Here is a 13,207-nt window from a genome sequence, read left to right on the forward strand (position 1 = left end):
TCGATCTTTATTGTTATGGATAAAATCCACCATTATTTGTGTGGGCGGTCGAGCTCCGCCTGGGCGAAAAAAGCGGCTGCTTTACGTAGAATTTCATTGGCACGCTTTAATTCTTTAATTTCACGTTCCATTTGCCTCATTTTTTCTTGATCAGATATCTGTTGTACTTTAATAGGATTTTGCTGATCTAAATGCTTTTGATGCCAGGCACGAAGTGTTTCAGGAGTACAACCAATCTTAGGCGCAATTGCTGTGATTGCAGCCCAAGTAGAAGGATAATCTTTTTCAGATTCAATCAATAATTGAACCGATCTTTCTCTGATTTCAGGGGTATATTTTAATTTTGTCATCGGGATAGTCTCTCAGAATATTGACTCTCCGACAAACCCGGTACGGTTCATAGAGCGTAAATCTGGATTAGTAAAATTATGATCGAATTTATCAAAAACTTCTTTAGGAATGCTCTCAGACAAATAAATTTTATACTTTGATTCGGTAACTTTATCAAAAGCAACTGCTAATTTATAAACTGAACCTTCATGTAAATAGCGCTCTTTAAGGAAGTGCATTACAAGCATTCTAAGGTGCCCTGCATTACGCTTGAACATTGAAAAGCGTTGTCTTCGGCAGATGTCCGAGCGCATATATGTTAGGTTTTGGAGTAGCATATCTGTATCTCGGTTGTTAAGTGCCTTGCATAGAACCTTCAAGTACGTCACTAATAACAGAGTGAGTTCAGTTCGTCGGTTGATACTTGACTGAGATACAAAATTAGCAATCAATTTCGATACATCACTATTCAGGAAGCTAGATAAGTATTCAAGTCTTAGCACGACAGTAGGTGAGAGGGGATGATTTTTAGCGTTGTCTACTGTATCTGATTTCGAAAGGTCATAGTTGAACTTGAGAGAAACCTCGAATGGAATTTTCTCAGACTTACAGGCTTCATATTGAGATTCAGTGAGAGTACATATGAGGAAAAATAGACCATCGACATTTCCGCCTTTGAAATAGCTCTCATCAATCATGTGCTTTATTAGCAAGCAAATCTTTTTGTACCTTTCATTCGCATATTTAAATTTATACCGCTGGCAAAGGTCAGCACGAATGTAAGTAAGGTTAATAATTAGCTCGTTGGTATCATCATTGTTGAAAGGAGAATGGATCAGTTCGACGTACCGAATCAAGATAAGGGAAAGCAAGGGTTGCTGATTCGTGCTCTTAGAATCAATCCATTTTCTGACCAACTCACCTACACCAATAAACTTAGATAAAAAAATGAGCCTTTCGTCATGATTTATCACAGCTATTCCCTTTTTGATAGTTTCAACTAGTGAAGATGCTCTAGTTTTATATCAAAATTTCAGTTATTACAATAATATCTGAGTGATGAAAAGTTAGTTATAAGGTGACACTTCGATGTGATTCCCAAAGTGGAAAAAGTGTGGCCTGAGTTCCGTCCTGTCGATGCGACTGAAGTTGAACTCCCGAGTCAATGTCCCGTGTGTGAATCGCCAGTGGTGATGCCCGAAGGTGAAGCTTTAGCACGTTGCTCTGGTGGTTTGTATTGTGCTGCACAGCGTATTGAGGCAATTCGCCACTTCGTGTCACGTAAAGCGCTTGATATTGAAGGTTTGGGGGATCGTTGGGTCGAATCACTGTTACATCTTGATTTGCTTAAAGATGTAGCCGATATTTATCACCTACATGAGCACCGAGAAAAACTATTAACCATTGAAAAAATGGGTGAGAAGTCCGTTCAGAACTTGATTGATTCGATTGAAAATAGTAAGAAAACCACTTTGGCTGCATTTATTTATGCACTAGGGATTCGTGGAGTGGGTGAAACCACAGCACGTATGTTGGCCAATACTTTCCAAACTTTAGATGTGCTACGTGTAGCAGACATTGACGCTTTAAAGAAAACTCCAGATGTGGGGGATATCACGGCGGAGTGGATTGTCGACTTTTTCCAAGCGCCGCATAATCTTGAAGTTTTAGACCGATTATTGGCGGCAGGTATTCACTGGGACGCGCCTGTGGCACCGAGTCGTCAACCTCTAAATGGCGAAAGTTGGGTCGTGACTGGCACACTCAGTACGATGGGGCGTGATGAAGCAACACAACTCTTGCAAGCACTGGGCGCACGTGTCAGTGGTAGTGTGTCGAGTAAAACTAAGTGTGTTGTTGCAGGTGAAAAAGCAGGTTCAAAGTTGGATAAAGCGGAGAAACTTGGGATTGCTGTGATCAATGAAGCTGAGTTTATTCAACTGATGAAAGATTATGGACAATTAGCGGTTTAGATTGTTGACTCAGGTTAAATCAGAAATATGATACTTGGGCACGTCATCTGCAACCTGCGTGGTGTAAAAAAGCTAATGTTTCTGCGACATATTTCTGATACATCAAAAAGTGGTCAGGTTTTGCAGATGACAATGGTTTTGCCTACTTTTGCCGAAACAAAAGTAGGGCCAGCTGCAGGCTAATGATGAAATGGGGGTGAGAACTTGATAAGACTCCGTCAAGATCATTTCTTCAATAAGCTGGAGAAATATTTAAGTCAAACTTAGGTTGTTTATTTCAAGGAATATATTGCTTGATGACACCGTCATCGAGCAATTGTTGAAAGTGCTCAACCAAGCTTTCTTTGACATCTCGATACTCTAAACCCAATTCTTTTTGGCTCTTGTTCGCATCAAAATAAATCTGATAACCCATATTCAACTCAACAAACTCGCGGCTAAAACCAATGAATGGACCAATCACCTTAAAAGCTGCTTTAGGAAGTTCATTTCGTGGAAATGGGAACTTCCAACCAAAATGTGCTTTAAGCAATTGACCGATTTCAAGCAGACTTAAAGTTCCACCACTTACGATGTAACGACCCGTTGCTTCTGGGTTGAATGCTGCTTGTAAGTGAGCTTCAGCAACATCTTGAACATCGACTACACCATTCCACATAGGTGGGACACCAGCTAAAGTCAAACCATTGGTAAACTGTTGTAAGACCTCAATTGAGCCTGACTGTGTATTTGGTGTCAATGAACGACCAAAGACCAACGCAGGGTTAATGCATACCAACTGCCAACGATCTTGTGCCTCAGCCATTTCCCAAGCTTTACGCTCAGCCATCACTTTAGAATATGGATAAGGTTGATGGGTCTCGGAACTGCTGGTGTTCCAGTGACTTTCATCAAAAGTATTATGATCTGTTTTTAAAATATCAATGGCATCGCCATAGGTCGACGCAATACTCGAAGTGACGATGACGCGTTTAACGGATTCGGTTTCATTCACGGTGTTTAAGACATTTTCTGTACCTAAAACAGCAGGTTCAATGATGTCTTTTACCGCATCTTTATAGTTGGTAACGACGAAAGGAGAGGCCATATGAAAGACAATTTCACAGCCTTGCATCGCTTCTTTAAAGGAATTGGGTTCAAGCAAATTGGCTTTAAAGAGTTTCAGTGTTCCAGCACTGCTGTCTGCAATTTTAGATAAATGCGCGAAGCTTTGGGTTTTGTTCAGGTCACGTACAGTGGCATGAACGGTATAACCTTGGGTTAATAATTTTTGAATCACCCAACTGGCAATATAACCCGATGCACCTGTGACCAGTACCGGTGCTTGTGTTGCTAAGTTTGTCATAGATTACCCATTGTTGTTTTAAGTATTGGCTTAGTGTAAACGTGAATGCCATGAAAGTCTTTGCCTATGGGGTGAACAGGTGTCTGACTTATGCGTCATTTTATAATACTGCACCAAACTGTATTGAAAATGAGCGAGTAAAACGTATTTTTTAGCAGTAATCTTAAATTTGTATTTTAGATCATATAGATAAGTCAAATGATAAAATACAATAAATAATGATAATTATTTTACATATAATAATGATTCTCATTTAAAAATAAGCGTTGTTTAAAATGAAATCCTTCTCTAAGAAAATTCTTGCAAGCTCTGTTGGGCTTTTGATGATGGGTGGAGGCTGTTTACAGCTTGCTTTTGCAGAGGAGGTTTCAGTTTTACCTGCCTTAAAATCAGAAGCGCAATCACAACAAGGCTATGCCGATGGTAAATTGGCGAAGGCAGCTGACTTGGGTGCTTTAGGGAATAAGTCTGTGATTGACACACCTTTTAGTGTCACCACATATACCGCCAAAACCATGATCGATAGTCAAGCAGCGACGGTTTCTGAAGTTCTTAAAAATGATCCGAGTATTCGTGAAACGACCAATTCAGGCCATTTAAATGAAAATGTTCAGATTCGTGGTTTCTTTGTGGGTTTTGAAGACTACAACATCAATGGCTTATATGGCATGGCACCTACAGGTCGAATTCCGACCGATATTATTGATTCGGTCACTGTACTTAAAGGTCCAAATGCCTTGGTCGCTGGTATGGCGCCAGCCGGTGGTGTTGGTGGTGTAGTCATGGCACAAACCAAACGTGCCAAGCAAGATCTGACACGTGTAAGTGCAAGCTATGAAGATGATGGCTACTATAAGTCAGGCTTCGATGTTGCAAGACGTTTAGGCGACAACAATGAATTTGGTGTACGTGTCAGCAGTTCTTATGGACAAGGTGAACATATCGTTGAGGGGATGGATGATACCAATGCAACAGGTGTCGTGGCACTTGACTATACAACGGATAAGTTAAAACTAAACTTTGACGCTTATGCGGTACGAGATAAGCGTGATAATGGTTCACCTGTTATGGTAAGTATGGGTACAATCAAACAGGTTATTGCGGCTCCGAGTGGGGATAGTAATTTCTTCCCAAACATTCACGGTGAGCAAAATAGCCAATATGTAGGGGCATCAGGCGAATATAAATTTAGTCCTGATTTAAAAGTATTTGGGGGAGCAGGATATACAGAAAAAGAATATTCTGGACATATTTTTGGCACACGGATGATTGTGCAAAATGCGACTACAGGCGCCGCAAGTTCACAGTATTATCGAGTGGGTTATCAAGAACATGCTGTCGCAGCTAATCTTGGGCTAGAAGGTAAGTTTGATACAGGTGCCATCCAACATACACTTGGCTTACGCGCAGATTATCTGACACGCAATTATTGGCAGCATTCAGCAGCAACATCAAATGCGTTTGATACTAACCTTTATAACCCAATTGTAGATGCATCTGAACAAATGCCTACGTCATATCCAACTATCGTACCTTATGCAGACAACCGCTATATCAGTTATACCTTAACTGACCAAATGTCGATGTTAGACGATAAATTACAAGTGATTTTAGGTGCACGTTACCAAGATATTGACACTAAAAACTTATATAAAAAGACAAAATACTCATCGGATAAACTATCGCCAAGTTTAGGTGTAGTGGTTAAACCATTTGGTGAAGATTTATCTTTCTATGCAAGTTATGTGGAAGGACTATCTGAAGGGGTAACAGTTTCAGATATTACTTATCCAACTGCAACAAATCAGGGAACGACATTTGCGCCTTATCAAACTAAACAATATGAGTTAGGAACAAAATACCAAATAGGATCTTGGCTCAATACATTAGCACTTTATCAAATTGAAAAGCCTGAAGTTTATCAAGACACAATCAGTAAAGCGGTCAAAGATGACGCCGAGACGCGTTCACGCGGTATCGAACTTTCAACAGCAGGACAGCTAACCGAAGACTTAAGTTTGATGGCGAACTTAGCTTATATCGATGCTGAATATGTGAAATCAGGGACAGCATCTCAAGTTGGCAATACTGTAATCGGTACACCTGATTTTACTGCGGGGCTAGGTTTGGACTATAAAATACCTGTCGTTGAGGGCTTGAGTGTAAATGGTCGTGCTTCTTATATCAGCGAGCAGTATTTAGATACTACAAATAAGTTAGAACTGCCTGATTATACGATTGTGGATTTGGGGGCTAAATATGCGACAAAAATTGGTGGTGTAAATACTATCTTTAGAGCCAATGTAAATAACTTAACCGATGAAAAATATTGGGAAGGTGTGTTCAACTCTTACTATGCAACGGTTGGTGGTGCACGTACCTATAAACTTGGCGTCACTTTCGATTTCTAATTTTACTGAACAGCCCATTGCGATGCAGTGGGCTTTTTTTATGTCTGAATGCTGCCTCATTTAAGTTGAACGCAATGATGAAATTTCTCGGTTTACTCCTGTGCTGTGGTAGTTGTGTGCTGCTGTATTTGACCCATCCTAACCAAACGGTTCTTAAACAGACTGTGGCGAAAAAGTATCGTTGGGTCGGGTGGATTATTTTTGTTTTGGCATTGGTTCTTTTACTGGCGGTATTACCAAAACTGGTAGCGGTGTTGATGTGGTTACTGATGCCATTGGTGTTGTGGTCAGTACTGCCGTTTATTCCTTTATTACATGGGGCTTTGACGCATGACGTTGCTACGCGATCAAAATATACAACCTGACTGGTGGACGAAAAGCTTTGCAGGAGCAGTTCTTGGACTCAGCCTAGCTTTCGCTTTAGCTGCATTAATCACAATGTGGGGACTGCAATCTGAGTATCGTAGTCTTGCTCCACAGTTAGGGATGTGGTCGATTCCGTGGATTTGGTTACCACTCTTTTTCGTGGCCTATTTTATTCCACGTGGATGGCAGTCCATTGTGATTTATCTGTTTTTCAATATCGTGGCTTACACACTTGTGTTTTGGCTCAGAGGGGAATAGGGCATGAAGGTACGTACAGATATTCTCCGACTGGCCAAAGAGTTACATACGTGGGTAGGAATTTGCGCAGGCATTCTCTTGTTCATTTGCTTTTTTGCAGGTGGGCTGAGTATTTTTCAGCATGATTTGAGTAAGTGGGCAACGCCACCGCAACAAAGTTTAAATACGGTTGAATTCCATCAGTACAACGATTTGGTGTCACAGGTACAGCAGCAGTATCCTGAAGCGCAAAAAAGTTTCCAGATCAACTTAAACTCCAAAGAGTTTCATTATGCCCCGATTCAGTGGCAACCTGCGCAAAGTCAAACACATGATGATCATGCTTTCGATACCGATCAAAGCGCGATGTTAGCGACACTGAAACCAGATGGCACTCTACAGGTTGAACAAGAAAACTTATCCAAACTAGGTTGGTTGATTGAACAACTGCACGAAACGGCAGGCATTCCGGGAATGCTTGGGCATCATACACTCGGTGTTTATGTGATGGGTGTGGTATCTGTCTTATATTTTTTGGCGCTAATGACAGGTTTAATCATCCTCTTGCCGACGTTGGTCAAAGACTACTTTGCGATACGGCAAGGTAAGAACAAAAAACGCTTTTGGCTCGATGCGCATAATGTGATTGGCATTACCAGTTTACCGTTTCATATTTTGATTAGTGTGACGGTAATTGTTTTTGCATTTCATGATCTATTTTATGATGGCTTGGGGCAGTTGGTGTCCAAAGGCAAACCATTGTTTGAACGTCCCGCTGCGGTGCAGATTACAGATCCAGTTCCTCAGCTAGATGTTGAAAAAATACTCTTACAGGTACAGCAACAAGCACAGGGCTATGAGGTCTCGTCTGTAAGCTTTAACAATCTAGACCAACCCGCCAAGGCATCGGCACGCGTCAGTTTATATAGCCCAGATCAGATGTTACGCGGTGATAACTTCGACGTGATGTTTTTCAATCCTTATCAGCCCGCACCCTATAGTACAGCCAATTTAAATACGCAGAGTTCTGGTCTAGATCAACTGATTCGATCGATGTTCAGTTTGCACTTTGGTAACTATGGCGGAGATTTTACCCGTTGGTTGTATTTGGCCTTGGGTCTAGCCGGGGCATTTTTATTTTACTCAGGTAATATTCTATGGATTGAATCTCGAGTGAAACGACAAAAAAATCCAAATTTAGTACCACCTGCACAGCGTAAAGATGTGCAATTCATTGCAAACTTAACCATAGGGGCATGTTTGGGAACGGTCTTTGGTATTGTTATGAGTATGTTGATCGGGCGCTGGGCCTATGTACTCAGTCCTGAACTACACAGCATCAACGCATGGTTTATGTATATCTATTATGCGATTTTTATTTTCAGCTTAATGTTTAGCTTCGTATTGGGTGCGGCACGAGCTTTACCAACGTTACTGCTGTCGATTGTGATTGTTTTACTGCTCATGCCTTTGACTTCTGCTATAGCACTGCTCTTACCTGAGATTGGACTATGGTCATCTTCTTCCTCTTTATGGTGGATTGACGTCTTTGCTATTCTTTTTGCAGGGTTATTTTTCCGTTTTTATCGCCAAGCTCAGGCCCGAGTCCAGTCCGCAGAAGTGGGTTCTCTTTGGTCCGTTGCTCAGAACAAGTGAAAGAATGAATACCGTTCCAAGGCTGAAATAAGAAGCATTTTTAATGGTTACAAAATGAAGCACAGGGCTGTTCAAGCCTAAAAAGCCTTTGCAAAAGGGATGAAGTTTTGCAAAGGCTTCTTTTATAACTATTATTTTGATGATTCATACTGCAAATGCGTATGTTTCTCATTTTAATTTTATAAAAATCATAAACTTACATAATTTATCTTTTGCAAAGTGAATTAAATGTGTCCATAATAGTTGCATTAGAGAATGGAGATTTTGAAATGCGTGGCAATCCTGAAGTCGTAGACTACTTAAATATGTTGATCGGTGGAGAATTGGCTGCACGCGATCAATATCTCATTCATTCACGTATGTATGAAGATTGGGGTTTGAGCAAAATCTTTGAACGTATCGATCATGAAATGCAAGAAGAAGCACAGCATGCGGATGCGATCATTCGCCGGGTTTTGTTTTTGGAAGGCACACCGAATATGCAACGTGATGACGTTGAAATTGGTGAAGATGTCGTTTCATGCTTAAAAGCCGATTTAAAGCTTGAATATCATGTACGTGAAAAATTAGCGCAAGGCGTAAAATTGTGTGAAGAAAAGGGTGATTACATTACCCGTGACATGTTACGTCAGCAAATGTCAGATACCGAAGAAGATCATACTTATTGGTTAGAAAAACAATTACGTTTAATTGAATTGATTGGTCTGCAAAACTATATTCAGTCTCAAATGTAAGAGATGCCAGCTACCAGTTTTATGTAAAGGTGGCTTTTGCATTTACGTACTGAGTAATCAAAAAGCCTTCGAATCAATGTCCGAAGGCTTTTTTGTATGGGTTATTTTTTAGAGAACTTTTGAATATCTGCTAATACTTGTCCTGCATGGGTTTGGGTATTCACACTGCTGTAGTGATAGACCACCGTACCTTGTGGGTCAATCAGAAAGGTTTCACGTTTCGCAATTTTCGCGATGCCCAAGTTCCGCACGATGCCGAGTTGATTTGCCAGTTGATGATTGTGATCAGCCAAAATAGGGAAATTCAGTCCCAACTTTTTCGAAAATTTTTGATGTGACTGTACATCGTCCAAACTCACGCCTAAGACCACCGCATTATTTTTGCTAAATTGTGGGTAGAGTGCTTTAAACTGATTGGCTTCTTGGGTGCAGCCCGGCGAGTCATCTTTCGGATAAAAATACAGAACGATCCATTTGCCTTGATATTGTTTGAGCTCATGCCATTTGGCATTTTGATCTTGTAACTTAAAACTCGGTGCGGGCTTGCCCACCCATTGTTTTTGGTCTGATGAAGCGCTTGAAAAAGCTGGTGCTGCATAAGTGGCATTACTGATGGCACAGAAACTACCTAGCGAAAGTAAGCTAATCGTTGCCACTTGCATTATTTTCATGGTGTAGGCTGTCCAGAAATGTATTTCATTGATCTTAGCAAATTTTAAGGCACTAAAGTGCTGAGATTCTGGTGTCTAAATCTGAATTATTTATTTAAATTTGCTGTTCATTCAAAGGGCTTGCTTTGCAACGGAGTCTGAGGTTTTATACTGTTTGAAATTTACAGTTTTAGAGTCTGCATTGAATCAACGTATTTTACTCATCACGGGCTGGGGTGGTGGAGCCAAGTTACTGCAACCTTTAACTCATGCTTTGCAGCATAAAGGCCATATGGTTGAGCTGATCAATATTTTTAATGGATTGGATACACAGGCGTTGCAGCAACATGCTGAACAAGCCAAAGACTTTGATGTCATTATCGGTTGGTCTTTGGGGGGGCAACTGGCGACTTTATTGGTCGATGCTGTTGAACAGCAGTATCAACAGCAAAAAATATTAATCACTCTGGCTTCAAATCCGTGCTTTGTGGCGCATGAAAACTGGCCAACTGCGATGAGTCCAGCGACATTTCAAAGCTTTAAAAAATCCTTCGAAGAAGATGCGATTGCAACCTTAAAGAAATTTGGATTTATGGTATGCCAAGGGACGGCAACCACCAAGCAAGATTTTTTGCAGTTGCAAAGTTTGCTTCAGCCTCAATCTTTAGATCTGTTAGAACAGGGACTCAATTGTTTAGAGCATTTAAATACGGTTGAGATCTTACAAAATTATACGGGGCATCAACTCCATCTGCTGGCTAAACAAGATTTTTTAGTTAGCTACAAAGTCTTGGATAATTTAAAAGCTTTAGGTGCAAATTTTTTAGATACGATGCTTTTAAGTGGTTCACATGGACTTCCAGTTTTTCATGTCGATGAAGTAACTGACAAAATCTGCCAATATTTACAAAAAATGGATTAAACAATTCGCTGAGTGGCGAATATCGCAATTTCTTTTTGATGCGCGCAGGTTTAAGATCAGTCAAATTGAAATTTTGCTGTAACTGTAGTCGATATGGAGTTAAGGATGACTAAGAGCAATGCCAAATTGGATGGTGAGTTGGATGACTTAGCATTTGATCGGGAACATATTTGGCATCCTTATACTTCGATGACCAATCCGCTTCCTACCTTTAAAGTCAAAAAAGCCTTTGGTTCAACCATTGAGTTAGATGATGGTCGTCAGCTGATTGATGGAATGTCTTCGTGGTGGTGCACCATACACGGCTATAACCATCCTGAATTGAATCAGGCCGTGACAGATCAGCTGCAAAACATGTCGCATATTATGTTTGGTGGTTTTAGCCATGATCCCGCCATTCAACTGGGCAAATTACTCTTGCAAATCACCCCGCCCAGTTTAGATAAAATTTTCTATGCAGACTCGGGTTCTGTTGCGGTTGAAGTAGCGTTAAAGATGGCAGTTCAATATTGGACTTCGCTTGGGAAACAAGACAAAACCAATTTTGTCACTCCGCGTTCGGGCTACCATGGTGATACATGGAATGCGATGTCGGTCTGTGACCCTGTCACAGGGATGCATCAAATTTTTGGCTCAAGTTTACCCAATCGTATTTTTGTTCCTGCACCGCAAGTTGCCTTTGATGCAGCGTGGGATCAGAAGGACATTCGGGAGCTTGAAACTACCTTAGCAACACAGCATGAAAGTATCGCCGCGCTGATTATTGAGCCGATTGTTCAGGGTGCAGGTGGGATGCGTTTTTATCATCCTGAGTACTTACGACAGGCCAAATTGCTCTGCGAAAAATACGGTGTTTTACTGATTTTTGATGAAATTGCGACGGGTTTTGGGCGTACAGGGAAACTCTTTGCTTGGGAGCATGCACAGGTCGAACCTGACATTATGTGTATGGGTAAAGGTTTGACAGGCGGCTATATGACCTTGTCTGCAACCTTAACCACAAAGCATATTGCTGAAACCATCAGTCGAGGCGAAGCGGGCGTATTTATGCATGGTCCAACGTTTATGGCCAATCCCTTGGCGTGTGCGGTGGCGGCGAAAAGTACAGAACTCCTCATTTCACAAGATTGGCAAAGCAATATTCAACGCATCGAAACACAACTTCGTACCGCTTTGACACCGTTGCAGTCACTTGAATATGTATATGAGGTTCGTGTATTGGGGGCCATCGGTGTGGTTGAGCTGACGTTTAATGTAGATATGAAGACCTTACAACAGGAGTTTGTCCGCCGTGGTATTTGGGTGCGACCGTTTGGGAAGTTGGTTTATGTGATGCCCCCTTATGTGATTACCTCACAGGAACTGAATACCTTGCTTGAGCAATTGGTTGAAGTGGTGGTGCAGATGCAGGAGCCTGTTGTATGAAGCATGTAGAGCATTTTGCAGCGCAGTTGGATTTGCTTAAACAGCAAGGCAATTTGCGCCAGTTCACGTCCAATGTGCAGCAAGGGCGGATGATTCGAATTAATGATCATGAAATGTTGAATTTGGCATCGAATGACTATCTAGGATTGGCTGCAAATATTGAATTACGAGAACAGTTTTTCGATGAAACACCAAATGCACAGCGCTGGATGAGTTCAGCTTCTTCACGCTTATTGACGGGTAATTTTCCTGAATATGAACAGTTTGAGGCCAGTTTAAGTCAGGCTTTTCATGGTCGCGCTGCTTTGGTATTCAACAGCGGCTATCACATGAATATTGGTATTTTACCTGCGCTAGCGGACAGTAAAACTCTAATTCTGGCTGATAAATTAATCCATGCCAGCATGATTGATGGTATTCGTTTATCGACTGCGAAGTTGGTACGTTATCGCCATAATGACTTGGCGCATTTAACCCAACTTTTACACAAGTATCATGCCGATGATACTTTTGAGCGGATCATTGTGGTGACCGAGTCCATTTTTAGTATGGATGGTGATGAAACCGATTTGGCTGAATTGGTCCGCATCAAAAAACAGTTTGAAAAAGTCATGCTCTATGTCGATGAAGCACATGGCATCGGTGTGCGTGGTGAGCAAGGCTTGGGCTGTGCAGAGCAATATCAAGTGATTGATGAGATCGACTTTTTAGTTGGTGCTTTGGGTAAGGCCATGGCTTCAATCGGCGGCTATCTGATTTGTCACCCTGTGATTCGAGACTATCTGATCAATACGATGCGCCCATTGATTTTTAGTACTGCACAACCGCCGATCTGCATGGCGTGGAGCAACTTTATCTTGCAACAAGTCTTGCAGTTAAATAATGCACGTCAGCATTTACACAGTATCAGTCAGCGTCTACAGCAAGCAGTTCAAGCCAAAGGTTTTGATTGTCCATCAACGTCTCAAATTGTCCCTGTGATCATCGGGGATTCGAGCAAAACGGTAGAGAAGGCAAAAGCTTTGCAACAATCGGGTTTTTATATTATGCCTGTACGACCACCGACTGTGCCGCAGCATAGTTCTAGACTACGTATTTCCTTGACCGCTCAAGTTCGCCATACTGATTTAGATCAGTTGATTCAGTTGTTGTGAGTGA

The 13,207-nt window shown here is 41.4% G+C and carries 11 protein-coding genes and 2 pseudogenes; 9 read left to right on the plus strand and 4 right to left on the minus strand.

The features are described from left to right. Positions 1-350, minus strand: a pseudogene (locus F986_RS11585) (transposase); the annotation flags it as partial. Positions 351-362: 12 nt separating this feature from the next. Beyond that, the gene (locus F986_RS11590; RefSeq protein WP_004695285.1) at positions 363-1,304 is read right to left on the minus strand and encodes a hypothetical protein; all 942 of its coding nucleotides are present in this window, start codon (positions 1,302-1,304) and stop codon (positions 363-365) included. Positions 1,305-1,418: 114 nt separating this feature from the next. On the opposite strand from F986_RS11590, the pseudogene F986_RS11595 reads away from it, so the two are divergent. Next, positions 1,419-2,303: pseudogene (locus tag F986_RS11595) on the plus strand (helix-hairpin-helix domain-containing protein); the annotation flags it as partial. A gap of 277 nt (positions 2,304-2,580) precedes the next feature. Here F986_RS11595 and F986_RS11600 read toward each other — a convergent pair. Beyond that, positions 2,581-3,648: an SDR family oxidoreductase gene (locus F986_RS11600; protein ID WP_004695289.1), complete on the minus strand. Its 1,068-nt coding sequence runs from the start codon at positions 3,646-3,648 to the stop codon at positions 2,581-2,583. A gap of 275 nt (positions 3,649-3,923) precedes the next feature. On the opposite strand from F986_RS11600, the gene F986_RS11605 reads away from it, so the two are divergent. The 5 genes from F986_RS11605 to ftn all read left to right on the plus strand — a co-directional run bounded on the left by F986_RS11605 (position 3,924) and on the right by ftn (position 9,052). After that, positions 3,924-6,059, plus strand: a complete 2,136-nt coding sequence (locus F986_RS11605; RefSeq protein WP_004695291.1) for a TonB-dependent receptor — start codon at positions 3,924-3,926, stop codon at positions 6,057-6,059. Between the two features lie 74 nt (positions 6,060-6,133). Then, positions 6,134-6,424, plus strand: a complete 291-nt coding sequence (locus F986_RS18280; RefSeq protein WP_155118090.1) for a hypothetical protein — start codon at positions 6,134-6,136, stop codon at positions 6,422-6,424. Then, positions 6,390-6,683, plus strand: a complete 294-nt coding sequence (locus tag F986_RS11610; RefSeq protein WP_004695295.1) for a hypothetical protein — start codon at positions 6,390-6,392, stop codon at positions 6,681-6,683. Before F986_RS18280 ends, F986_RS11610 begins: the two co-directional genes overlap by 35 nt. A 3-nt stretch (positions 6,684-6,686) precedes the next feature. Further along, a complete protein-coding gene (locus F986_RS11615; protein ID WP_004695297.1) occupies positions 6,687-8,318 on the plus strand; it encodes a PepSY-associated TM helix domain-containing protein in 1,632 nt (543 codons plus the stop codon). Between the two features lie 269 nt (positions 8,319-8,587). Beyond that, positions 8,588-9,052, plus strand: coding sequence for a heteropolymeric bacterioferritin subunit Ftn (ftn, locus tag F986_RS11620; protein ID WP_004695301.1), 465 nt, complete (start codon positions 8,588-8,590; stop codon positions 9,050-9,052). Between the two features lie 101 nt (positions 9,053-9,153). Here the strand turns inward: ftn and F986_RS11625 are convergent, their stop codons facing one another. Continuing rightward, a complete protein-coding gene (locus tag F986_RS11625; protein ID WP_017397004.1) occupies positions 9,154-9,714 on the minus strand; it encodes a peroxiredoxin in 561 nt (186 codons plus the stop codon). Between the two features lie 163 nt (positions 9,715-9,877). Here F986_RS11625 and F986_RS11630 point away from each other — a divergent pair, with 163 nt between their 5' ends. The 3 genes from F986_RS11630 to F986_RS11640 all read left to right on the plus strand — a co-directional run bounded on the left by F986_RS11630 (position 9,878) and on the right by F986_RS11640 (position 13,203). Further along, complete coding sequence (locus F986_RS11630) at positions 9,878-10,624, plus strand: alpha/beta hydrolase family protein (protein WP_004695304.1); 747 nt, start codon at positions 9,878-9,880, stop codon at positions 10,622-10,624. A 105-nt stretch (positions 10,625-10,729) separates the two neighbouring features. Then, a complete protein-coding gene (gene bioA, locus F986_RS11635; RefSeq protein ID WP_004695306.1) occupies positions 10,730-12,049 on the plus strand; it encodes an adenosylmethionine--8-amino-7-oxononanoate transaminase in 1,320 nt (439 codons plus the stop codon). Then, positions 12,046-13,203, plus strand: a complete 1,158-nt coding sequence (locus F986_RS11640) for an 8-amino-7-oxononanoate synthase (protein ID WP_004695307.1) — start codon at positions 12,046-12,048, stop codon at positions 13,201-13,203. The genes bioA and F986_RS11640 overlap by 4 nt, the downstream gene beginning before the upstream one ends. Positions 13,204-13,207: the final 4 nt, after the last annotated feature.

Origin of the sequence: Acinetobacter johnsonii CIP 64.6 (genome assembly GCF_000368045.1) — a bacterium.
Taxonomy (GTDB): domain Bacteria; phylum Pseudomonadota; class Gammaproteobacteria; order Pseudomonadales; family Moraxellaceae; genus Acinetobacter; species Acinetobacter johnsonii.